The sequence below is a fragment of the Pantoea sp. DY-5 genome (assembly GCF_019795955.1).
GTDB classification, from domain to species: Bacteria; Pseudomonadota; Gammaproteobacteria; order Enterobacterales; family Enterobacteriaceae; genus Pantoea; species Pantoea leporis.
This window is the reverse complement of record NZ_JAIMIE010000001.1, coordinates 679,973-703,396: the sequence shown is the minus strand read 5'-3', so window position 1 is coordinate 703,396 and position 23,424 is coordinate 679,973. Positions and strand designations below refer to the sequence as shown.

Genomic DNA, 23,424 nt, shown 5'->3' with positions numbered 1-23,424 from the left:
GAGAGCAATAATGGCTTCATCTACCACTTCCAACACGCCACCGGTGCAGCGCAACGGGCTACAACTGGGGCGGATTTGGGACAACTTCGGCATGCTGGTGGTGTTCGCACTGCTGTTTATCGTTTGTGCCATTTTCGTGCCGAACTTTGGTTCTATCATCAACATGAAAGGGCTCGGGCTGGCGATGTCGATGTCCGGCATGGTGGCGTGCGGCATGCTGTTCTGCCTGGCTTCCGGCGACTTTGATCTGTCCGTGGCGTCGGTGATTGCCTGCGCCGGTGTGGTCACCGCGGTGGTGATCAACATGACCGAAAGCCTGTGGATTGGCGTGGCGGCGGGTTTGCTGCTCGGCATGGCCACCGGTTTTATCAACGGCTTCGTCATTGCGCGGCTGAAAATCAACGCCCTGATCACCACGCTGGCCACCATGCAGATTGTGCGCGGCCTGGCTTACATCTTTTCTGACGGTAAAGCGGTGGGGATTGAAGACGAGCGCTTCTTTACCCTCGGTTACGCCAACTGGCTCGGCGTGCCGGCACCGATTTGGCTCACCATCGCTACCATGGTGCTGTTCGGTTTCCTGCTGAACAAAACCACCTTTGGTCGCAACACGCTGGCGATTGGCGGCAATGAAGAAGCAGCGCGTCTGGCCGGCGTGCCGGTGGTACGCACGCGTATCATCATCTTCATTCTGTCCGGTTTAGTGTCGGCGGCGGCGGGCATCATTCTGGCGTCGCGCATGACCAGCGGCCAGCCCATGACCTCGCTCGGATACGAGCTGATTGTGATTTCAGCTTGCGTGCTGGGCGGCGTCTCGCTGAAAGGCGGCATCGGCAAAATTTCTTATGTGGTGGCGGGCGTGCTGATTCTGGGCACGGTTGAGAATGCGATGAATTTATTGAATATCTCGCCATTCTCACAGTATGTAGTGCGCGGTTTGATACTGTTAGCGGCGGTGATTTTTGACCGCTACAAACAGAAAAGTAAAGCCGCCTGATAACCCAGGCTGAGCGTGCCAGTAAGTGGGCGCGCTCAGCGCCGCGAAACGGAAGAGTGAGGGCATTATGTATCATCGCGAACCCCCGAGTGAGCAGCAGAATCCCTTATTGCCGGGCTATGCGTTCAATGCCTGGCTGGTGGCAGGCTTAACGCCGATCAATGCCAATGACGCGCTCGATTTCTTTATCGATCGTCCGCACGGCATGAAAGGTTACATCCTTAATCTGACCATCAAAGGTCAGGGCCGCGTGTTTGATGGCGAATCCGCTTTCGACTGCGAGCCGGGCGATCTGCTGCTGTTTCAACCGAAAACGCCGCACTATTACGGCCGCGCGCCAGACAGTCCGTGCTGGTTCCATCGCTGGGTCTATTTCCGCCCGCGCGCTTACTGGACCGATTGGTTGCAGTGGCAGGATGAAAGTCAGGGCGTGGGGCGCTTGCGTCTGTCAGAAGCGCAGCGTGCCGAGTTTGATCGCCTGTTCGCCAGCATCGAGCAAACACATAACTCCGGACGTCGTTTCGCCGAAGAGTTGGCGATGAACCTGCTGGAGCGCTTGCTGCTGCGCGCGGTGGAAGAGGATCCGCGCAGCCATCAACAGATCCGCGATCCGCGCGTGATTGAAGCTTGTCAGTACGTCACCAATCATCTGGCGGGTGAAGTGAAAATTGAAGAAGTGGCGCGCCATGTTTGCCTGTCGCCGTCACGGCTGGCGCATCTGTTCCGCGAGCAAATGGGCATTAATCTGCTGCGCTGGCGCGAAGATCAGCGGGTGATCCGCGCCAAACTGCTGCTGCAAACCACCCAGGAACCGATCGCTTCCGTCGGGCGCGAAGTGGGCTACGATGACCAACTTTACTTCTCGCGCGTGTTCCGCAAACGCGTTGGCGTCAGCCCCAGCGACTTCCGCCGCCGCAGTCAGGATGCTCAGGATGCTTTGGTGGCGCATGAGAGCTGGCAATCCGCACGGAGTGCTATTTCCTGAGTTTTCAGGTGATTCCGCCTTGTTCTTATAGACCGATTCGTCTTAAATCAGTCTGGTAACGAACAAGAGGAATGAGAATGAGCGATAAATTACGTGTCGGCCTTATCGGCTACGGTTTTGCCAGCAAAACCTTTCATGCACCCTTGATCGCCGGTACGCCGGATGTTGAGCTGGCGGCGATCTCAAGCAGCGATGCCAGCAAAGTGCATGCTGACTGGCCGTCAGTGCAGGTGGTTTCCGATCCACAAGCGCTGCTGGATGACCCGACACTGCAACTGATTGTTATTCCAACCCCGAATGACACCCACTTCCCATTAGCCAAAGCGGCACTCAACGCCGGTAAACACGTTGTGGTGGATAAGCCGTTTACCGTGACGTTGTCACAAGCACGTGAGCTGGATGCGCTGGCCAAAGCCAAAGGTCTGCTGCTGTCGGTGTTCCATAACCGTCGCTGGGACAGCGATTTCCTGACGCTGAAATCCCTGCTGAACGACGGCACGCTGGGCGAAGTACGCTATTTCGAATCCCACTTCGACCGTTTCCGTCCGGAAGTGCGTCAGCGCTGGCGTGAAATGAAAGGCGCAGGCAGCGGCATTTGGTTCGATCTCGGACCGCATGTGCTGGATCAGGCTTTGCAGCTGTTTGGCACGCCGGTCGCGATTAATGTCGATATGGCTGAACTGCGTCCGGGCGCACAAACCACCGATTACTTCCATGCGGTGTTGACCTATCCAACGCGTCGCGTTGTGTTGCATGCCAGCATGCTGGTGGCGGCGGAATCAGCACGTTTTGTGGTGCACGGCACGCGCGGCAGCTACGTGAAATATGGGCTGGATCCGCAGGAAGATCGTCTAAAAGCGGGTGAACGTCCGCCGCAGGAAGATTGGGGCTACGACATGCGCAACGGCACGCTGACGCTGGCGGAAGGCGACGTGATGGTGGAGAAAGAGCTGCTGACCTTGCCAGGCAACTATCCCGCGTACTATGCAGGCATTCGTGATGCGATTGCAGGCACAGGTGCGAATCCGGTGCAGGCAGAAGAGGCGATTCAGGTGATGGAGTTGATCGAGCTGGGCTTGCAGTCCGCCGAGAAGCGCCAGACCCTGTCGTTGCGTTAATTGGGTAAAGCGGTCGCCATGAATGGCGACCCTACGATGTAAGGTGCGCATGTGCGCACCTTTTTTTATCCCGCTACGCGCGCGCGCAGCGCGGCTTTCTCTGCATCACTCAGGAACGCGATGGTCACGCCATTATTCTGCGCCTGACGTATCTCTTCTGCCGTCAATCCCGCTTGTGGTGCTGCCACTTCATACTCATGTCCCAGCTCAACACCCTGAACCGCCGGATCGTCGGTGTTGATGGTGGCGAGAATGCCATGCTGCAGGAAGGTTTTCAGCGGATGGCTGCTCAGCGACGATACGGTGCTGGTCTGAATATTTGAGGTCAGGCACGACTCAATACCAATGCGCTGCTCAGCAAGGAAATCCATCAGTGCGCGATCTTCAATCGCCTTCACGCCGTGACCAATTCGCTCCGCGCCCAGCTCGCGAATCGCTTGCCAGATGCTTTCCGGGCCCGCAGCTTCACCGGCGTGAACGGTAATGCGGAAACCGGCGTCACGCGCACGATTAAAGTGGCTGAGGAATTCGCTGCCTGGGAAGCCTAGCTCGTCACCAGCCAAATCGACGGCGGTGATGCCCTCGCGATGTGCCAGCAAAGCTTCCAGCTCGCGCAGGCAAGCTTCTTCACCAAAGGTGCGGCTCATAATGCCGGTTAGACGCACATCAACGCCGTATTGCTGAATGCCGGCGCGCACACCATCAATCACCGCCTCAACCACGCCGGCAATCGGCAGTTGATGCGTCATCGCCATGTAGCCCGGTGAGAAGCGCAGTTCCGCATAGTGAATGCCAGCGCGCGCCGCATCTTCAACGTTTTCCAGCGCGATACGACGACAGGCATCAAGATCGCCCAGCACTTTCACGCCCCAGTCGAGTTTCTGCAGGAAACTCACCAGATCCGGTTCATTAGCCGTGACCTGCACATGCGGACGCAATGCATCAAGCGTTTCAGCGGGCAGCGCAAGATTATGCTGACGACCTAAGTCGAGAATGGTTTGTGCGCGGATATTGCCATCAAGGTGGCGGTGAATGTCGGTAAGGGGGAGTTTTGGATCAATCATGGCGCACTCGCTTAAGTTTCATAAAGTGCAGAGGATTATAAAAACATCTTGCGCAACAGCGCCAGCGATTTGCGCAAACAGCAAAACGGATGCTGAATTAATCAGCATCCGTGGCATTTTAGAACGATTTTAGCCCGGCAATCAGGCGATCCAGCCCATCATCCAGTTTGCTGCGCGGGCAACCGGCGTTGAGACGCAGATAACCGCGACTCGCCGCGCCGTAGGTCGAACCCGGCATGATCGCCACTTTGTGTTGATGAATCAGACGCTGTTGCAGCGCCTGTTCGTCAATGCCAAGCGGATTGAGATCGATCCACGCCAGGTAAGTCGCGGCGGGCGGTTGCCAGTTAAGCTGCGGAAACGCCGTGTTCAGGCGCTGCGCGATGTGCTGCATGTTGCCACGCAAATGGGCGCGCAGCGCATCCAGCCACGGCGCGCCCGCGCGATAAGCGGCGATGGTAGCGGCAAGCGCCATTACCGCTGGCGAGGATAAGCCATCCTTCTGCTTCAACGCATGGAACCACGCCTGACGATCGTGCTCATCAGGGATGATGCCCCACGCGCCGGTCAGCGCCGGAATGTTGAAGCTCTTGGAGGCCGAGGTGAACAGCGCCCAGGCGGACTGCGCGACCTGGCTCCAGGGTGTATGCTGCGCATCACTCAGCACCATATCCATATGAATTTCATCGCTGATCACCTTCACGCCATGCTTTTCACACAGCGCCGCCATCTGGCGCAGCTCATCTTCGCGCCACACTTTGCCGCTAGGATTGTGCGGACTGCACAGCAGCATCACTTTACAGCACGGACGCGCCAGCAAACTTTCCAGCTGCGTCATGTCACACAGCCATTCGTTAGCGTGGCGCTGCAGCGGCAGCTCCAGCACGCGACGCTGATTGCCTTTGATGGTGTTATAAAACGCATCGTAAGCGGGGGTGTGAATCAGCACTTCATCATCCGGCTGCGTCCAGTGGCGCAACAGCTGTGCCACCATATAAATCACCGACGGGCCATAAACCAGCGATTCTGCCGCCACTTCGGTAGCGAAACGGCTGCGCATCCAATGTTGAATGGCAGAAAGAAAATCATCATGCTGCCAGCGGCTGTAGCCAAACACACCGTGTGCGAGGCGCTGTTGCAGCGCCTCGAGGATGCATGGCGCGGTGGCGAAATCCATATCGGAGATAGTGAAGGGCAGCAAGTCCGCCACGCCGAAACGATCGGCCACGAAATCCCACTGCGTACACCAGCTACCGCGGCGATCCACCACCTGATTGAAAGCGAAATCCTGCATCATTACACCGTCGCGCTCATCAAGTGTGCCATCTCATCTTTGACCGACTGCACCTGCGGGCCCATCACCACTTGCAGATTGGTCGCATTAACATGCACCACGCCAATCGCACCGTTGGCTTTCAGTGTTGCATCATCCACCTTGCTCATATCGACCACGGTAATGCGCAGACGCGTCAGGCAGTTATCCAGTGAGGCGATGTTTTCCACGCCGCCCAGCGCCGACAGAATCGCTGGCGTATTAAAGCCGGATTTGCCCACAGCCGCGCGATTAACCTGCTGCGCTACGCTGTTGGTTTCCACTTCGCGGCCTGGCGTTTTGATGTTGAAGTGACTGATAGCAAAGCGGAAGATGGCGTAATAACCCACGAACCACACCGCAGCAATCACCGGCACCCAATACCATTTGGTGGAGAGGCCGTGCAGCACGCCGAAGACGAAGAAGTCGATCACGTTGCCGTCGGTGTTACCGATGGTGACGCCCAGCATCGCCATCACGGTGAAGCCCAAGCCGGTCAACAGCGCGTGGATCAAATACAGCACCGGCGCGACGAACAGGAACAGGAACTCCAGCGGTTCAGTGGTACCGCCCACCACGCAAGCCACCACGCCGGAAATCAGCAGGCCTTTAATTTTATGACGGTTTTCCGGACGGGCGCAGTGATACATCGCCAATGCCGCACCCGGCAAACCCCCGAGGAAGGCTGGCATTTTACCCTGCGACAGGAAGCGCGTGGCGCTCTCGGCGAAGCCGTGGGTATCTGCACAGGCCAATTGCGCCTGGAAGATAGTTAACGCACCGCTAACACTTTTGCCGCACACATCCATGGTGCCGCCCGCATCGGTAAAGCGGATGATTGCCACCAGAATGTGCTGCAAGCCGAAAGGTAAAAGCAGACGTTCGCCAGTACCGAAGATCATCGGACCAAATTCTCCGGCGCTGTTAATCACCCAGCCGAGGCCGGTAATCGCGCGTGCAAAGAATGGCCAAATCAGCGGAACCACCAGGCCCAGCACGCCCATCGCCATCGCCGTAACGATCGGCACAAAACGCGTCCCACCGAAAAACGCCAGCGCATCTGGCAGGCGAATGTTGTGGAAGCGCTCATGTAACCAGAACACCACGATACCGACGATCACCGCGCCGAGAATACCGGTGTCGATGGACTGAATGCCGAGGATGTTTTGTACGTTATTGGCTTTCAGCACCGCCGCATCAGTGGTTGGCAGAATGCCATTGATGTTGAGCCAGAAGTTGATACTCAGGTTCAGCACCGCGTAGCCAACAAAACCGGCAAAGGCGGCGACGCCTTTGTTCTCGCGCGCCATACCGAGCGGAATGGCAATGGCAAACATCACCGGCAGATAGCTAAAGGCAAAAGAGCCGATTTTCGCCAGCCAGATAAACAGATATTGCAGGAAAGGCTGATTAAGCGCGGGGATAAGCGTAAGGACATCACGACTGCTTAACGAACTGCCGATGCCGAGCAGGATGCCGCAGAAAGAGAGCAGCGCGACGGGCAACATAAAGGTTTTGCCCAGACTTTGGAAAAACTCCCAAAGTGACATTTTGGGGCGGCTGGCGGACATAGATTCTCCTGGCAATAAAAGTAAAAGGCTTCAATGTGGTCAAGGATGATAAAACGTTTTACCGCTTATTTTTGTGGCTATAATCACAAAGAGTGACTAATTGCAGGCTTTATTTTTGGTGCAATCAGTGTAACGTTTTATCTCTTTGTATCTGGACGTTGGTAACGGAACGCTATGTCCCAGCAGAAAACCACTATTCATGATGTGGCGTTGGTCGCCGGGGTGTCGGTCTCTACCGTGTCGTTGGTGCTCTCCGGCAAAGGGCGCATCTCGCCCGCTACGGCCACACGCGTCAATCAGGCGATTGAGCAGCTTGGCTACGTGCGTAATCGCTCAGCCTCGATTTTGCGCGGCGGCGAAAGCGGCGTGATCGGCCTGATCGTGCGCGATCTCAGCCAGCCCTTTTATGCCGCGATGACGGCCGGACTCAGTGAAGTGCTGGAGCAGCAGGGCAAAGTGCTGGTGCTGACACAAAGCGGTCAGCACGGACGACACCTTAAACGCTGTTTTGACACGCTGGTGGCGCAGGGCGCAGAAGGCATTGTGCTTGGCGGCGCGGCGGCGCAAGCAGAAACGCTAGTGCCGCAGGCGCAGGAGCAAAACATCGCGTTGGTTTGCGCTTCGCGCGCCAGCAGCCTCGACAATGTCGACTCACTGCGGCCCGATAACAGCCAGGCGGCGCGCATGGCAACGGAGTATCTGATTCGACAGGGACATCAGCGCATCGCCTGGATGGGCGGTTTGGGATCGTCACTGACGCGCGCCGAGCGGATTGGCGGCTATTGCGCCACCTTGCTGCAATACGGCTTATCGTTCCGGTCCGACTGGATTATCGAGTGCGACGATCGCCAGCAAAGCGTGTCAGCGTTAACGCTGCAGTTGTTGCGTCAACATCCCGGCATCACCGCGATTCTGGCGCATAACGGCAGCACCGCGCTCGGCTGCTATTTTGGCGCGTTACGCTGTGGGCGAACCTTTGGTGAAGGCGCGGTGGATAGCTACTACACGCAGCAGCTGGCGCTGGTGGGCTTTAACGACGATCCGCAGCGGGAGCTGCACGATCCCACCATGACCTTTGTCAGTAGTGAAGCGCGTGATGTGGGGAGAAGGGCGGCGGAGCGGATGTTGCAACGGCTGGCGCAGCCGGAAGCGGAGATTCAGAGTTTGATTGTGCCGCCGCAGCTAATGCGCGGCGAAGTGTAAGGGCGGCCAGTTGGCCGCCCCATGAATTACTCTGGCATACCTTCGCTGGTTGGTGCGCCCAGCATATAGCGTGACAGGAACTGCTCCAGCGTCATCTTGTCGCCATTCATGGTGACCTGGCCGTTGCCGTACTGCAGGCTGGTGACGATGTTATCATCCTGCTGCTGCGTCAGGCGGAACATCTGGCCCATTGCCGCTAAACCTTTCACCTGCTGATCCGCCAGTTTCTGCGCATCGTCGCCCTGATAACCTTCCGCTAAACCGACATGACGCATGGTTTCGGTCGCCATTGGCATATTGATCGCCAGTTTGCCGTCAAGGGTTTTTAGTACGCGATCCACTGCGGCACCCAAACTCTGCGCCTCGCCGCTCACGGTGGCCGGATCGTTAAAGCCCACGTTCAGGTTAAAGGTGCTTTCACCTTTATCATTTTTCCAGCTCAGCGGCGCGATGCTCAGCGTTGGCGAGCCTTTCAACAGCGTTGGCAGGTTATTACGCAGAATGGTTTGCACGCTGGCCTGATAGCGAATCGGATCTTCCGCCACGCCCGGCTGGTTAAGCAGATCCTGCATCTGCGCGTTGTAAGTATCGGAGAAGGCTTTCACCGCCTGCGCATCAAACTGCGCAAACTTCATCGCCAGCTTAGCTTCACCAAACGGCTGCTTCTGCAGGGTAATCTTGTCAACATCGACATCCAGCTGCCCACCAATCTTGCCTTCTTTATTGTCAAAGGACGAGGTGGTTTTCAGCTTCTCCAGCGACAAACCTTCCTGGCCGTTGATGCTGGCATCCAGTTTATCCAGAGAGATCGATTGATCGCCAACGCGCACGCCTTCCGGGCTGAGGTGAGTATCGCCGCTCAGCTTCAGGCCATTCAGCGTAAACAGCACCGGCAGTTCAACCTGGTTTTTGCTGGTTACCGCGATGCTGGAGAAGTCGCCGTCGAGGCTGACTTTGTCACCTTTGCTGTCGGCGCTGATGTTCAGCGTACCGCCATTAGTGGCCAGACGATCGCCGGTCTGCGGATTGTTGTAATCCACCGCCAGCAGGTTGAGATCGGTATTGGTCGCACCGCTGTAGCCGACGCGGGTATCAGCGTTAACCAGCGATTTGCCGTTGGTCAGTTCAAACAGTTTCTTCACCGCATCGGTGTTTTCCAGCTCGGTATGCACGGACGCCATACTTGGGATCAGGCTGCCGCGCTTCAACTGGGCGAACGGGAACGGACCGTGATCGATCGTCTCGTTCAGCACGATGCTTTGACCAGGCTTCAACAGCGGGTTGTCATTGGTTTGCGAGCTGGCTTGCACCACCAACTTGGTTTTGCTGCTGAACACACCGCGCTGATAATCCTGATAGCTAAGCGTCAGTCGGCTGTTCGGCGCGTAAGCATTCAGCTGCGCATTGGCATTCTGCAACATCTGATCCATGTGGCTTTCCAGTTGTTTACCGGTAAACCATGCAGCACCAGTCCAAATCACGCCGAGCGCCACAATTACACCTACGGCAACCTGGGTCTTTTTCATCGCTGTGTCGTCCTTATCCTTGCGTCCGCACGCCGCTGGTCGGTGCGCGACGGGTGAAGAAAAACGCCCGCAGGCGTTTTAAATTAATAGTTTGAAAGAATAGCAGTTAATGCTGGCAGCGTCAGCCGGATCTCAGTTGAGCGTATTAAACACGCGCGCCAGACGTCCGGTGCCTGCCGCGTTCACCGGCGACTCATTGGCAGCCACAAAGCAGGATTCACCCGGCTTCAGCACCAGCTGTTGCCCGGACTTCTCAATCACCGCCTGACCTTCAATGCAGAACAGCAGGGCCGCGCTGTTTTGTGCCAGCGCTTGCGGCGCAGCGGAAAGCCCATGAATGGCAAAGGCAAAGTCTTCAACCGGAATCGGGAAGTTCAGGGTTTCGCCGTCGCGCTGCGGCTGCGTCAGCAGCGTCGCGGCCGGTTTTGCCTGGAACTTCAGGTTAGCCAGCAGTTCCGGGATATCGATAAACTTCGGCGTCAGGCCGGCGCGCAGCACGTTATCGGAGTTCGCCATAACTTCCAGCGCCACGCCTTTCAGGTAGGCGTGCGGCGTTTCGGCAAACAGGAACATCGCTTCGCCCGGCTGCAGGGTAATAACATTGAGCAGCAGCGGCGAAAACAGCCCGCTGTCGTCCGGATAATCCGTGGCGATGGATTTGATCGTCTGCCACGGCTCGCCTTCACGCGCGTTGAGCGCCGATTTCAGTACGCCGATGGCGCGCGATTTGGCATCGTCTTGCAACGAAAGCAGCGTGGCGAACAGTTTGGCCAGATTGCCTTCGTTAGCGTTTTCGAGGAAGTGAGCGATTTGCGGATGCGCACCGGCCACCGGTTCCAGCATCGAGACAATTTCATGCAGCTCACGGAAACCGTTCATCGCCTGGAACGGCGTCAGCGCATACACCAGCTCGGGCTTGTGATTGGCGTCTTTATAGTTACGTTCGGCAGCGCTGAGTGGAATGCCAGCGGCATTTTCACGCGCAAAACCTTGTTCGGCAGCAGCTTTGCTGGGATGTACCTGAATCGACAGCGGCTGATCGGCGCACAGCACTTTAAACAGGAACGGCAGCTCGCCGAAACGTTCAGCTACCGCTTTGCCGAGCATGGCGACTTTGTCGGCGTCAATTACCTCACGCAGCGAACGCACTTCGCCGTTGACCTCAACGTTAGACGGGCTTTTCGGGTGCGCGCCCATCCACAGTTCTGCCATCGGCAAGCCTTGTGGATTTTCGATGCCATAGAGTTCGGTCAGCGCAGTTTTGCTGCCCCAGGCGTAATTTTGCAGCGAATTGTTCAATTTTTGCATCGTTTACCCTTAATAACCGTAAGTAAATAGGCTTATTAAAGCAGAAAGTGCCATAGAAAATACACGAACAAGTGCAATAAAGGCGATAGGCTCGCATAATGTTAAATTCTTGTATGTGACAATCTTGCTCGCTCAACGGCGTCGCGGGAAGGCGTTTAGAGCGGAAACCTCAAAATCTGAGCTAAGGAGACGTAGTCATGGCAGCCAATCGCATTGAAAAAGACTCAATGGGACCGATCGAAGTACCGGCAGATAAGTTGTGGGGCGCACAAACCCAGCGTTCGCTGGAACATTTCAAAATCTCAACCGAGAAAATGCCCGTGGCATTGGTGCATGCGCTGGCGCTGACCAAGCGCGCGGCGGCGCAGGTGAACCAGGATCTCGGCTTGCTTCCGGCCGATCGTGCCCAGGCGATTCTCAAAGCCGCCGACGAAGTGCTGGCCGATAAGCACAGCGAGGAGTTTCCGCTGGCAATTTGGCAGACCGGCTCCGGCACCCAGACCAACATGAACATGAATGAAGTGCTGGCCAACCGCGCCAGTGAAATTCTTGGCGGCGAGCGTGGCATGTCGCGTCTGGTGCACCCAAATGACGACGTGAATAAAAGCCAAAGCTCCAACGATGTGTTCCCCACCGCCATGCACGTGGCCGCGGTCATCGCCGTGCGGGAGCAGCTGATTCCGCAGATTCACGTGTTGAAAAAGACGCTGAGTGAAAAATCCGACGCCTTCAAAGATATCGTCAAGATTGGTCGTACCCACTTGCAGGATGCGACACCGCTGACGCTGGGTCAGGAGATCTCCGGCTGGGTAGCGATGCTTGAGCACAATCTCAAACACATTGAGAACAGTATTCCGCACGTAGCGGAGCTGGCGCTGGGCGGCACCGCGGTCGGGACCGGCCTGAATACCCATCCGGAATACGCGGTTCGCGTCGCTAAAGCGCTGGCCGATTTGACCAAACAGCCGTTTGTCACCGCGCCGAACAAGTTCGAGGCGCTGGCGACCTGCGATGCGCTGGTGCACGCGCACGGTGCGCTGAAAGGCCTGGCAGCTTCGCTAATGAAAATTGCCAACGACGTGCGCTGGCTGGCCTCTGGCCCGCGTTGCGGCATTGGCGAACTGGCGATCCCGGAAAATGAGCCAGGCAGCTCGATCATGCCAGGCAAAGTGAACCCCACGCAGTGCGAAGCGCTAACCATGCTGTGTTGTCAGGTGATGGGCAACGACGTGGCGGTGAACATTGGCGGCGCGTCCGGCAACTTTGAGCTCAACGTGTTCCGTCCGATGGTGATCCACAACTTCCTGCAATCGGTGCGTCTGCTGGCCGACGGCATGGACAGCTTCAATCACCACTGCGCGATCGGCATTGAACCGGTACGCGAGCGCATCGATCAGCTGCTGAACGAATCGCTGATGCTGGTGACCGCGCTGAATACCCATATCGGCTACGACAAAGCGGCGGAAATTGCCAAGAAAGCCCATAAAGAAGGCCTGACGCTGAAAGGCTCAGCGCTGAAGCTGGGCTATCTGACCGAAGAGCAGTTCGATGAGTGGGTGCGTCCGGAAGAAATGGTTGGCAGCATGAAGCAATAGCTGTTGAATAAACTAAGGCCGTTCAGATGAACGGCCTTTTTCGTTTACAGCTGCCCGCTATACAGCACCGGACCGGTTGGCTGGCCGGTTGGCGAGCCGCCGCGCGGTTCAAGGCTGATGGCAATCATGCCGGAACGCGCCAGCTCAGGATCTTTTAGCGCGATCTCCGTGGCATTTTCACTATCCACTAAACCGAGCGAAATCGGCGCTTTTCCCGCCGGAATCACCCAGAGTTCAAGGCTGTTACTGGCCGTCAGCGCCGCCGGATGTAACGGCGTCAGGCTCAGCTGCGCCAGCTTGCTATCGGCGCTGAGCACCCACTGTTCGCGGTGCTGCGCATCGCTTAATACCGTTAACGGCGTCAGCGTCGGTTGCTGCAGGAAGATTGAGGCCACCAGCGCGATAGCCGCAATACTGGCCGCCATCATCCAGCCCACGTAGCGGCGTTGCGGCGGCGGCACGCTTTTCTCCGGTAAGCTCAGCGTGATTTTCTTCCACACCTTTTCCGGCGGCGTGACCGGCGCAAGTTGATTATCCAGGCCCGCCAGCATGGTTTGCCAGCGCGCAACGTTGGCCGCAAGGGCAGGCTCGTTACGTAACCTGCGTGCAAAGCGCAAACGCGCCAGCCCGCTTAAGGTGCCCAGCGCATACTCGGCCGCTAAGGCATCATCGCGTTGTAATTTATCGTTCATAGGCCCACACACTCCCGCAGATGCTCCAGCGCGCGGCGAATCCAGCTTTTTACCGAGCCAACCGGCTGCTGCAGCCAGGCGGCAATATCACTATGTGACATCCCCTGATAATAGGCGAGCGTGATGCTTTGCTGCTGTTCGCTGCTCAGATGACCAATGCAGTGTCGCAGGCGATCGGCTTGTGCAGGATCGTGCCAGTTATTCTGTTCGTCTTCGCTGGTGATTTGTAGCAGGTCGCTAAACTCTTCTGCCTCCAGCGTCAGGCGCGCTTGTCCGCTGCGTAACCCGTCAATGCAGCGATTGCGCACAATGTGCGTCATCCACGTCATCGGCGCGCTCAGGGCGGCATCGTATGAAGCGGCGCGGTTCCAGATGGTGAGGTAGCAATCGTGCAGCACCTCTTCCGCCCAACCTTGCTGACGCAGCATGCGCAGGGCAAGGGCGAAAAGATGCGGCGAAGTGAGTCGATACAGTTGCTCAAACGCGCGGCGATCGCCTTTCGCGATCGCCGGCAATAAGTTATCTAACCGTTCTGCAAGCCTGTTATCCATCATCTTCCCGGTTGGCTAAAATGCCCAATCCGAGTATAGGCAATTACTTAGGCATCAAGACGGTATCAATCACATCAATCACACCATTTTTCTGATTGACGTCATAGGTGCTGATATTCGCCACGTTACCCTGACCATCTTTCAGCTGAATATTGTGCGGGCCATTATTCATAATCCACAACGGTTGGCCGTTGACGGTTTTCAGCTCGGCATGACCGCCACCTTGCTTGATTTTCATCTCCAGCGCTTTCATGTCGTATTTGCCCGCCACCACATGATAAGTCAGGATGCTGGTCAACTTCGCTTTGTTCTCCGGTTTCACCAGGCTTTCAACGGTGCCCGCTGGCAACTTGGCGAAGGCCGCATTGGTTGGCGCGAAGACGGTAAACGGACCTTTACCTTCGAGGGTTTCCACCAAGCCCGCCGCTTTGACGGCAGCAACCAGCGTGGTGTGATCTTTGGAGTTCAGCGCGTTTTCAACGATGTTTTTTTGAGGATACATCGCCGCTCCGCCTACCATCACGGAGCCATTATCCATCGCGGCGAATGCGCCTGCGGTGAACAGTAAAGTGCTGGATACGACTGCAATGCCCATTAGCTTTTTCATCATAAATCCTCGTAGTAGGGAGCGAAGAAGTTGCTCACACTCTGATATACGAGAGCAGACTGCGAATTGGATGCAGCGATTTAAAAATAAATTTTACGCCAGCCGATCGCTCCACAAATGCAGGCGCGGAATGATCAGATGCAGCGGCTCGGCCAGCGGTTTATGACGCCAGGCAACGTTATCGGCATCGTAGTTCAACAGTTCTCCCAGAATCGGCACCTGCGTGCGATCGCGGCACAGCACCAGCAGCGGAGAAGGGCAGGCAAGCTGCACCTGTTTCTTCTCGCTGGCGCGCCATACGCGGGCAATCGGCTGCACCTTCACCGGACGCTTGATTTTCAGCTTCGCACCGGCTGGCAACGCGAGGATCGCTTCCAGCTCTTGCTGAACTTTCTCCGCCCACTGTTCACGCGTCCACGGTGCCTGCGCGCGATTGGCTTTCAGGCTGCGCTCCAGCTGTTCTACCACCGCATCACGCGTGACATTTTTAATGATGTTTTTATTCGCCCAGCCAAAGCGCAAACTGTCCGGCGCGTTGAGCATGGTCACGCTGCGGTAGGCGTTAAGCGTAATTAACCCGCGTAGATGCTGGTGGACGAACTCAAAGCGCGCCTCGCTCGGCAAGCCCGATTCCACAGTAATCAGCTGTTCCAGCCGCTGCTTCAGCGTATTAATCTCGGCAACTTGCTGTGTAATCTGCGCATGCACATCGTCATCGGCTTCAATGCAAATCGCGCCCGGCAAGCGCACGGCGGCTTTGGTGCTGAGCTTTTCCGATTGATGCTGCATAAACAGGCGGCAGTAATGCGTCAGCGCCATGTCGCGTGCCGTTTTGCCAAGATGCTGTGTCACCGCGATGCGTTCAATTTCATCATGTTCGCGGCCTTTCTCAATTTCCGGCAGGCTGAACACGCGCGCAATCAGTAGTGGTTGCTGCTCAATGTGTTGACGTAACGCGCCCAAACCCGCCTCCAGCGCGTTAACGCAGTCGTGCAGATCGGCAACCAAATCATAACGAGCCATATAACGCCTCCATAGTTACAACATACTTTTCAGTGTACTGACTTGGGCGCCGGTCTGCCAGCGTAGCGCTGGGATTTTGTTAAGCAGGGAAAGACGAGATTTTTCCAGCGGGTTGAACGTGTTATAACAATGCTTTGCCTGCTAACGGAATAATGTTGTGAAGCCTCAGCCAAAGCCACCTGCCGCCGCCATAGTTACGCTTGGCGTAGTACAAATCCTGTCGTGGGGCGGATCCTTCTATTTGATGGCGGTGATGGCCAATCCGATCGTGGCGGAAACCGGCTGGTCGCAACAATGGGTGTATGGCGCGCTATCGCTTGGCATGCTGATTTCCGGTTTGCTGGCGCCGCTGAGTGGGCGACTGATTTCCCGCTCCTATGGCCGTGCATTGCTGGCGGCGAGCGGAGTGGTGATGGCGCTCGGTCTGGTGATCATGGGATTGAGCCATAATCTGCCGCTGTTTCTGTTTGCCTGGCTGATTATCGGCGTGGGTATGGCGATGGGCCTGTACGATGCGCTGTTTGCCACGCTCGGCACGCTCTATGGCGGCCAGGCGCGCGGCGCGATTACCTGCATCACGCTGATCTCCGGTTTCTGTACCACCATCGTGTGGCCGGGCACCGCGCTGCTGATTCACTGGCTGGATTGGCGCAGCGCCTGTTTTGCCATCGCCGGACTGTTATGTGTTTCCGTGTTGCCCGCCTATCTCTATGCGCTGCCCGCGCCAGAAGGCAAAATCGCCGCCAAAGCAAAACCAACCGCGCAGGGCAACGAACTGGCACCCACGCTGTTTTGGCTGCTGTGCAGCATTTTCACCCTCGCATCGGTGATCATGACGGCGATTTCGGTGCAGCTGATCACCTTGCTGCAGGCCAGCGGCCACACGCTGGCGTCGGCGCTGGCTATCAGCGCGATTCTCGGTCCGTGTCAGGTGGGTTCGCGCATCGTGGATATCGCCTTTAAGCGCGGCCACCCGATCTGGACCACCTTTTTCTCGGTGGGATTGGTGGCGCTTGGCTTGCTACTGCTGGCGTGTTATCCGCAGTTTGCGGTGCTCAGCATGGTGCTGTACGGTGCCGGAAATGGTTTGCGTGCTATTGTGCGGGGAACTTTACCGCTGGTGATGGTCAAACCAGAGGCCTACGCGATTGTGGTGGGGCGCATGGCGCGTCCCGCCTTAATCGGTCAGGCCTTGACGCCATTGGTTGGCGGCTATGTATTTCAGCACCTCGGTGCCAGCGCCACGCTGTGGTTGTTATCCGTTCTGGCGTTGATAAACGTGCTGTTGGTGATGCTTTTGCAGCAGAAATTGCCGCAGGCCAGCCCACAGTCGGAAAGGGGAGTGATAAACTAAGCAGCCTGTGCGCTTCTGCCCGATTTAATGGGGAATACGTGCCTGGATCACGGACGTTGACTTCTAAAAAGCAACAGTGTTTGTTATATTTATTGCTCATTGATTACTCACTGTCGCGGCATAAAAACAACAAGATAACCGCAACTCAGGATATTGAAATGCTTGATTACCGCTTCCCGACAGCTTTGCAGATGGTTTTGAGCGTAGCGATGGCGGAGCAACTGGGCAAACGCTCGACCAGTGCCATATTGGCGTATGGTCTTGAAGCGAACCCCAGTTTCATTCGGAAACTTATGGTACCGCTCACGCGTGACGGCATCATCGTCTCAACGCTTGGCCGCACCGGTTCCATTCATCTGGGTCGCCCGGCCGCCGAAATCACACTGCGCGACATTTATACTTCTGTGATTGAAGATAAAAAACTCTGGGCGTCACGTCCCGACGTGGCACCGCGTTGTCTGGTCAGTGCCAACCTGTGTTGGTATTTCAAATCGATTGCTGAAGAGGCTGAAGAAGCGTCGCTGAAAGTGCTGGAAACCCGCACCGTAGCGGACGCGCTGGCCGAACTGAAGCATAACGACACCAGCAACTGCGAAGAGTTGCCCGATCTCGAACTCGCCGACCTGTGTAAAAAAGGCCGCTAAAACCACTCTCATCCGTAAGGGCGTCATTCATGACGCCCTTTTTTATTGCCTCAATCTGCACGCAAAAAAATCCGGGCACTTGGCCCGGATTGTTCATTTCACCTAAAACCCTTACACCGTTTGCACTTCAGCCTGTGGTTGCTTGCGCGTCACCAGCTTACGCAGCGTCACATAGAACACCGGCGTCAGGAACAGGCCAAACAGCGTCACGCCCAACATGCCGGAGAACACGGTAATCCCGGTTACGCCGCGCACTTCTGCGCCCGCACCTTCGCCAAGAATCAGCGGGATGGTACCGGCGATAAAGGCAATCGAGGTCATAACGATCGGACGCAGACGCAGACGACAGGCTTCCAGCGCTGCATCGACAATGCTCTTGCCTTGCATCTCCAGCTCGCGCGCAAACTCGACGATAAGAATCGCGTTCTTACACGCCAGTCCCATCAGCACTACCAGCCCAACCTGCACAAACACGTTGTTATCGCCACCGGTCAGCCACACGCCGACCAGGGCCGAGAGCATGGTTACCGGCACAATCAGGATCACCGCCAGCGGTAGCGTCCAGCTTTCATACAGCGCCGCCAGCACCAGGAATGCGAGTAGGACCGCGACCGGGAAGACGATCAGCGCGGTATTGCCCTGCGTTGATTGCTGATAGCTCAGGTCGGTCCATTCAATGTTCATGCCGTTCGGCAGCACCTGCGTCGACATCTCCTCCAGCTTCTGCATCGCCTGCGCCGAAGAGAGCACGCGCGGATCGGCATCACCAATCAGGTCCGCCGCCGGATAGCCGTTATAGCGAATCACCGGATCCGGGCCGTACGTGGTGGTGATATTCACCATGCTGCCAATCGGCACCATTTCGCCGCGATCGTTGCGGGTACGCAGGTTACCGATATCCTGCACGCTATCGCGGAAATCGCCGTCCGCCTGCGCCATCACGCGCCAGGTGCGACCAAACTTATTGAAATCGTTGACGTACGACGATCCCAGATAGGTTTGCAGCGTGCTGAACAGTTCGGTCAGCGACACGCCTTGCGCTTTGGCTTTATCCCGATCCACCTGCACATCCAGCTGCGGCACGTTGGCCTGGTAGGATGAAATCGGGAACATCATGCCCGGCGTCTGCAACACCGCACCGGTCATGGTGTTGATGGCGGTTTGCAGCGCACCGTAACCGAGCCCCGCGCGATCCTGCACATACAGCGAATAACCCGAACCTTGTCCCAGACCTAAAATCGGCGGGGGCATAATCGAGAAGCCAAAACCTTGCTGGATTTTCGAGATCTTAGCGTTGATCTCAGCATTAATTTCCGCGGCGGTGCGCGTACGTTCACTGAACGGCTTCAAACCGAAGAACACCGTGCCGGTATTCGGCGTGTTGGTGAACTGCAACGCGTTCAAACCGGGGAAGGCGACCGAATAAGCCACGCCTTCGGTGTTCATGCCGATCTCGCTCATCTTGCGAATCACTTCATCGGTACGCGCCAGCGACGAACCTTCCGGCATCTTCACGCCGCCAATCAGGTAGAGCTTGTCCTGCGTCGGAATAAAGCCGCCCGGCACGGTATGGAACATAAAGCCCGCACCGGCCAGCAGCAGCACGTAGACGCCGAACACCGCGCCACGACGACGCAAGGTTTTACCCACCAGCGATTCATAGCCATCCGAACTGCGCTGGAAGAAGCGGTTGAACGGACGGAACAGCCAGCCGAGCAGGCGATCGATAATGCGCGTCGGCATATCCTTTGCGGCATCATGTGGCTTCAGCAGCAGCGCCGCCAGCGCCGGTGACAGCGTCAGCGAGTTGATGGCGGAGATCACCGTTGAAATGGCAATCGTCACCGCAAACTGCTTATAGAATTGACCGGTCACGCCGGACAGGAACGCCATCGGCACGAACACCGCACACAGCACCAGCGCGATGGCGATAATCGGCCCGGACACTTCCCGCATCGCCTGATGCGCCGCCGCCGTCGGCGACAAACCTTGCTCGATATTACGTTCGACGTTCTCCACCACGACAATGGCGTCATCCACCACGATACCGATCGCCAACACCAGCCCAAACAAACTTAAGGTATTGAGCGAGAAGCCGAGCAGATAAAGGATGCTGAAGGTACCGACCACCGAAACCGGCACCGCCAGTAGCGGGATAATCGAGGCGCGCCAGGTTTGCAGGAACAGAATCACCACCAGCACCACCAGCACAATCGCTTCGAACAGCGTTTGCACCACGGCACGGATCGAGTCACGCACGAATACCGTTGGGTCGTACGGCGCGGCCCACTGCACATCGTCCGGGAAACGGGTGGCCAGTTCGGCCATTTTGTCGCGCACCGCATTTGACAGATCGATGGCGTTGGCGCCCGGCGCCTGGAAGATACCGATGCCGACCGCATCTTTGTTGTTGAGCTGTGAACGCAGCGCGTAGCTGCCAGAACCCATCTCGATGCGCGCCACGTCACGCAGGCGCACCAGCGTGCCGTCGTCGGCGGTTTTCAGGATGATATTGCCGAACTGCTCTTCGCTCTCAAGACGACCCTGGGTGTTGATCGACAGCAGAAAATCGCTCTGTTTCTTCAGCGGCTCCGCGCCAAGCTGGCCGGCAGACACCTGCACGTTCTGCTCCTGCATCGCGCTGACCACATCGGAGGCGGTCAAACCACGTGCCGCCACCTTATTGGGATCGAGCCAGACGCGCATCGCGTATTCACCGGCACCGAAGATCTGAATTTGACCGACGCCTGGCAGGCGCGCCAGTTCATCCTTCACCTTCAGGGTGGCGTAGTTACGCAGATAGAGGGAATCGTACTTGCCGTGCGGCGAGAACATGTGCACCACCAGCGTCAGCGTCGGCGACATCTTCTGCGTGGTGAGGCCAAGTTGTCGCACCTCTTCCGGCAGACGCGCTTCTGCCTGCGCCACGCGGTTCTGCACCTGAACCTGCGCCTGATCCGGATCGGTGCCCGGACGGAAGGTCACGGTGGTGACCAGCACGCCATCGGAACCCGCCACGGATTTCATGTACATCATGTTTTCCACCCCGTTGATGGCTTCTTCCAGCGGCGTCGCCACGGAATCTGCAATCACTTTGGGGTTGGCGCCGGGATATTCCGCGCGCACCTGCACGCTCGGTGGCACCACGTTGGGATATTCACTGATCGGCAGCAGCGGAATGGCGATCAATCCGGTGGTAAAGATCAAAATCGACAGCACCGCGGCGAAAATCGGTCGGTCGATAAAAAAGCGGGAGAAATCCATAAAAGGCAGTCTCGAAGGTTATTGAGCGGAGCGCATCGCCACCGGTTGGGCGGTCACCGGCATGCCAGGCATAAAGACTTTCTGCAAGCCGTTAACGATCACCTTGTCGCCAGGCTTCAGGCCTTGCTGCACAATGCGCAGACCATCGGCTAAATCACCGGCCTGAATATCGCGGCGCTGGGCTTTACCTTGCGCATCGACCACGTAAACGTACTTACGATCCTGATCGGTGAGCACGGCTTTATCGTCGATTAACAGCGCGGTGAAGTCGGCGCGGCCCGGCAGGCGCACGCGCGCAAACAGGCCCGGCGTGAACTGACGCTGCTGATTATCCAGCGAAGCGCGCATGCGGATGGTGCCGGTGCTGGCGGTCAGCTGGTTATCAAGAAAATCCACGGTGCCGCGATGCGGAAAACCCTCTTCGCCGGTCAACGCCACTTCCACCGGCAGCGATCCGCGATTTTCGCCTTTACGCGCCATCGCCTGATAATGCAGATAGGTGGCTTCGTCGACGTCGAAGTAGACGTACATGCGATCCTGCGACACCAACGTGGTCAGCACGCTGGCGCTGTCACCGGCGGTAACTAAGTTGCCGGTGGTGATCATCGCGCGGCTGGCGCGACCTTCAATCGGCGCGATAACGCGGGTGAAATCGAGATTCAGCTGCGCCATATCCACCGCCGCCTGCGCCGACAGCACGCTGGCCTGCGCCTGATTAGCCGCCGAACGACGCTGTTCCCACTCTTCGCGTGACACGACATTGGTGCCGATCAATTTATCGGTACGCGCCGATTCACTGCGGGCCAGCGTGGCCTGGCTGCGCGCGTTGGCGAGTTCGGCCTGCGCCTGCTCGAGCGTGGCGCGATAGGTGCGATCGTCAATGGTGAACAGCACCTGACCTTTTTTCACCTCATCGCCTTCGCGATAATTAACCTGATCGATATAGCCCGAAACGCGCGGCCGCAGCTGCACGCTCTGCACCGCTTCGAAACGGCCATTGAAGCTATCCCATTGGCTGACTTTCTGCTCTACCACCTGCGCGACACTTACTTCGGGCGGCGGCGGTGGGGCGTTTTGCTCTACCCCGCGATCGCAACCGGCCAGCAGGCTTCCCAGCAACATCACTCCTGACAGGCTTACCGCCCATTGAACCCTATATGTTTGCAGATGCATTGTTGTTATTCCGCATTGGTGAAAAAGAAAGGAGACGTACGAAAAATCTGCAACTTTTATGATTGCATTAAAACGCCACGAGTGTAGGCTTGCTCAAACTGCATCTGCAAGAATATCTGATACACTTTATGTGCGGTTTTGATCATTACGTTGCAGAAAGATCAAAGCCCCTACGCGCAGTGCGGCATTTAATGCAATAATAAAACTTGCATTAACTGGCATAGTCGTTCAACCTTAAAGTGTAATTGCAACTGATACTGATACTGTTCGCAACGGCGACCGGAGAAAACGAGATGATGACCACCGCATTTATTCACGATTTGATCGACTGGATTGACAACAATATTGAAACGCGTCTGGATCTGGATACCGTAGCGGGGCGCGCCGGTTATTCGAAATGGCACCTGCAGCGTATGTTCAAAGAGCACACGGGTTTGCCTCTGGGCGAATACATTCGTGAGAAGAAGCTGAAGAAGTCAGCGGATCGCTTGACCACCAGCAATGAACCGATTCTTAACGTGGCGATTTCACTCGGTTTCGACTCGCAGCAGTCGTTTAACCGCAGCTTTAAACGCCAGTATGGCGTAGCGCCGGGAGCATGGCGTCGTCACGCCGCGCCATCCGCCAGCGCGATGCAGTAAACCCCGCCAGGGCCAGCTTTGCTGGCCCGCGTTTTTCCCTGCCCAGATCTGTTATTATCGTCGTCCTGTTTTTCAGGATGCCACCATGTCAAAAAAACTCTGGATTGCCTTAATTCTGATCCTGGCCGCGTTGTGGCTCGGGCTAAAACCGCGTTTGTCCGATAAATGGGCCACCAGCCACCCCGATATTTCACAGCTCACCGATGCCAACACCGTGGCGCGTTGGCTGCAGCAGCATCACAAATTACCCGATCTCTATCTCACCAAAAATGAAGCGCGTCGTCAGGGCTGGAATCCCAGCAAGGGCAACTTGTGTGAAGTGTTGCCGGGCCGCGCGATTGGTGGCGATCGCTTTAGCAACCGCGAAAGAAGGCTGCCGATGCAGGCGGGTCGACAATGGTATGAAGCTGACGTGAATTACGATTGCGGCCACCGCGACGCCGATCGTCTGCTTTACTCTTCTGATGGCTTGATTTTCCTCACCACCGATCACTATCGCAGCTTCAAACAGGTGCCTTAACCATGTTGACGCTCCATTTTGACTTTGAAAGCTTGTCAGATCGCCAGGCGTTTTACCGCGCGCTGGTGCAGCAGAGTGCCTGCCCAGTGGATTTCGGTAACAATCTTGATGCGTTATGGGATTGGCTGACCGGCGGCATGGCGCTGCCGGCCACCTTCTATTTAGCGCATGCCGATGACGTCAGCGAGAGTGCCGAATTTGCGCCGGTGCTGGCGTTACTGGAGGAGGCGCAGCAGCAGTTGCAAGGCGAGCTGCGCCTGGTGCGTGGGGAATAAA

The 23,424-nt window shown here is 56.9% G+C and carries 21 protein-coding genes; 10 read left to right on the top strand and 11 right to left on the bottom strand.

The window, feature by feature from the left end; translation table 11 throughout:
• The first annotated feature begins 10 nt into the window (after positions 1-10).
• The 3 genes from araH to K5Y30_RS03255 all read left to right on the top strand — a co-directional run bounded on the left by araH (position 11) and on the right by K5Y30_RS03255 (position 3,100).
• Entirely contained in the window at positions 11-997 is a 987-nt protein-coding gene (araH, locus tag K5Y30_RS03265; protein ID WP_008110235.1) for an L-arabinose ABC transporter permease AraH, read from the top strand.
• Positions 998-1,064: 67 nt separating this feature from the next.
• A complete protein-coding gene (gene araC / locus K5Y30_RS03260) occupies positions 1,065-1,982 on the top strand; it encodes an arabinose operon transcriptional regulator AraC (protein WP_008110234.1) in 918 nt (305 codons plus the stop codon).
• 77 nt (positions 1,983-2,059) lie between these two features.
• On the top strand, positions 2,060-3,100 hold the full coding sequence (locus tag K5Y30_RS03255) for an oxidoreductase (protein WP_061720150.1): 1,041 nt from the start codon (positions 2,060-2,062) through the stop codon (positions 3,098-3,100).
• Positions 3,101-3,165: 65 nt separating this feature from the next.
• Here the strand turns inward: K5Y30_RS03255 and add are convergent, their stop codons facing one another.
• The 3 genes from add to malX form a co-directional block, all read right to left on the bottom strand.
• The gene (add, locus tag K5Y30_RS03250; RefSeq protein WP_222210496.1) at positions 3,166-4,164 is read right to left on the bottom strand and encodes an adenosine deaminase; all 999 of its coding nucleotides are present in this window, start codon (positions 4,162-4,164) and stop codon (positions 3,166-3,168) included.
• A 118-nt stretch (positions 4,165-4,282) separates the two neighbouring features.
• Positions 4,283-5,461 (bottom strand): MalY/PatB family protein, encoded by a 1,179-nt coding sequence (locus K5Y30_RS03245; protein WP_222210495.1) that lies wholly within the window; start codon positions 5,459-5,461, stop codon positions 4,283-4,285.
• Positions 5,461-7,047, bottom strand: coding sequence for a maltose/glucose-specific PTS transporter subunit IIBC (gene malX / locus K5Y30_RS03240; protein ID WP_222210494.1), 1,587 nt, complete (start codon positions 7,045-7,047; stop codon positions 5,461-5,463). Before malX ends, K5Y30_RS03245 begins: the two co-directional genes overlap by 1 nt.
• A 174-nt stretch (positions 7,048-7,221) precedes the next feature.
• On the opposite strand from malX, the gene malI reads away from it, so the two are divergent.
• Entirely contained in the window at positions 7,222-8,250 is a 1,029-nt protein-coding gene (gene malI / locus K5Y30_RS03235; protein WP_222210493.1) for a Mal regulon transcriptional regulator MalI, read from the top strand.
• 26 nt (positions 8,251-8,276) lie between these two features.
• Here the strand turns inward: malI and K5Y30_RS03230 are convergent, their stop codons facing one another.
• Entirely contained in the window at positions 8,277-9,776 is a 1,500-nt protein-coding gene (locus tag K5Y30_RS03230) for a YdgA family protein (protein ID WP_222210492.1), read from the bottom strand.
• 132 nt (positions 9,777-9,908) lie between these two features.
• Positions 9,909-11,084 (bottom strand): mannose-6-phosphate isomerase, encoded by a 1,176-nt coding sequence (gene manA / locus K5Y30_RS03225; RefSeq protein WP_222210491.1) that lies wholly within the window; start codon positions 11,082-11,084, stop codon positions 9,909-9,911.
• A 197-nt stretch (positions 11,085-11,281) separates the two neighbouring features.
• On the opposite strand from manA, the gene fumC reads away from it, so the two are divergent.
• On the top strand, positions 11,282-12,679 hold the full coding sequence (gene fumC, locus K5Y30_RS03220; protein WP_101764505.1) for a class II fumarate hydratase: 1,398 nt from the start codon (positions 11,282-11,284) through the stop codon (positions 12,677-12,679).
• A 44-nt stretch (positions 12,680-12,723) separates the two neighbouring features.
• Here the strand turns inward: fumC and K5Y30_RS03215 are convergent, their stop codons facing one another.
• From K5Y30_RS03215 to tus, 4 genes are all read right to left on the bottom strand, one after another.
• Complete coding sequence (locus K5Y30_RS03215; RefSeq protein WP_222181931.1) at positions 12,724-13,371, bottom strand: anti-sigma factor domain-containing protein; 648 nt, start codon at positions 13,369-13,371, stop codon at positions 12,724-12,726.
• Entirely contained in the window at positions 13,368-13,922 is a 555-nt protein-coding gene (locus K5Y30_RS03210; RefSeq protein WP_222210490.1) for a sigma-70 family RNA polymerase sigma factor, read from the bottom strand. Before K5Y30_RS03210 ends, K5Y30_RS03215 begins: the two co-directional genes overlap by 4 nt.
• A gap of 43 nt (positions 13,923-13,965) precedes the next feature.
• On the bottom strand, positions 13,966-14,529 hold the full coding sequence (locus K5Y30_RS03205) for a fasciclin domain-containing protein (protein WP_222210489.1): 564 nt from the start codon (positions 14,527-14,529) through the stop codon (positions 13,966-13,968).
• A gap of 93 nt (positions 14,530-14,622) precedes the next feature.
• Positions 14,623-15,552, bottom strand: coding sequence for a DNA replication terminus site-binding protein (gene tus / locus K5Y30_RS03200; RefSeq protein WP_222210488.1), 930 nt, complete (start codon positions 15,550-15,552; stop codon positions 14,623-14,625).
• Between the two features lie 157 nt (positions 15,553-15,709).
• Between tus and K5Y30_RS03195 the strand changes: the two genes are divergently transcribed.
• Both K5Y30_RS03195 and K5Y30_RS03190 read left to right on the top strand, forming a co-directional pair.
• Positions 15,710-16,906 carry an MFS transporter gene (locus K5Y30_RS03195; RefSeq protein ID WP_222210487.1) on the top strand — a complete coding sequence of 399 codons (1,197 nt, stop codon included), beginning with the start codon at positions 15,710-15,712 and terminating at the stop codon, positions 16,904-16,906.
• Positions 16,907-17,064: 158 nt separating this feature from the next.
• A complete protein-coding gene (locus tag K5Y30_RS03190; protein WP_008110154.1) occupies positions 17,065-17,550 on the top strand; it encodes an Rrf2 family transcriptional regulator in 486 nt (161 codons plus the stop codon).
• 111 nt (positions 17,551-17,661) lie between these two features.
• Here the strand turns inward: K5Y30_RS03190 and oqxB are convergent, their stop codons facing one another.
• Positions 17,662-20,814 (bottom strand): multidrug efflux RND transporter permease subunit OqxB, encoded by a 3,153-nt coding sequence (gene oqxB / locus K5Y30_RS03185; protein ID WP_110866070.1) that lies wholly within the window; start codon positions 20,812-20,814, stop codon positions 17,662-17,664.
• An 18-nt stretch (positions 20,815-20,832) separates the two neighbouring features.
• Positions 20,833-21,987: an efflux RND transporter periplasmic adaptor subunit gene (locus tag K5Y30_RS03180; protein WP_222210486.1), complete on the bottom strand. Its 1,155-nt coding sequence runs from the start codon at positions 21,985-21,987 to the stop codon at positions 20,833-20,835.
• A gap of 293 nt (positions 21,988-22,280) precedes the next feature.
• Between K5Y30_RS03180 and K5Y30_RS03175 the strand changes: the two genes are divergently transcribed.
• The 3 genes from K5Y30_RS03175 to K5Y30_RS03165 all read left to right on the top strand — a co-directional run bounded on the left by K5Y30_RS03175 (position 22,281) and on the right by K5Y30_RS03165 (position 23,423).
• Positions 22,281-22,628, top strand: coding sequence for a helix-turn-helix domain-containing protein (locus tag K5Y30_RS03175; protein WP_008110158.1), 348 nt, complete (start codon positions 22,281-22,283; stop codon positions 22,626-22,628).
• A gap of 85 nt (positions 22,629-22,713) precedes the next feature.
• On the top strand, positions 22,714-23,148 hold the full coding sequence (locus K5Y30_RS03170; protein WP_222210485.1) for a ribonuclease domain-containing protein: 435 nt from the start codon (positions 22,714-22,716) through the stop codon (positions 23,146-23,148).
• A 2-nt stretch (positions 23,149-23,150) separates the two neighbouring features.
• Complete coding sequence (locus K5Y30_RS03165) at positions 23,151-23,423, top strand: barstar family protein (protein ID WP_222181938.1); 273 nt, start codon at positions 23,151-23,153, stop codon at positions 23,421-23,423.
• The last annotated feature ends 1 nt before the right edge of the window (position 23,424 follow it).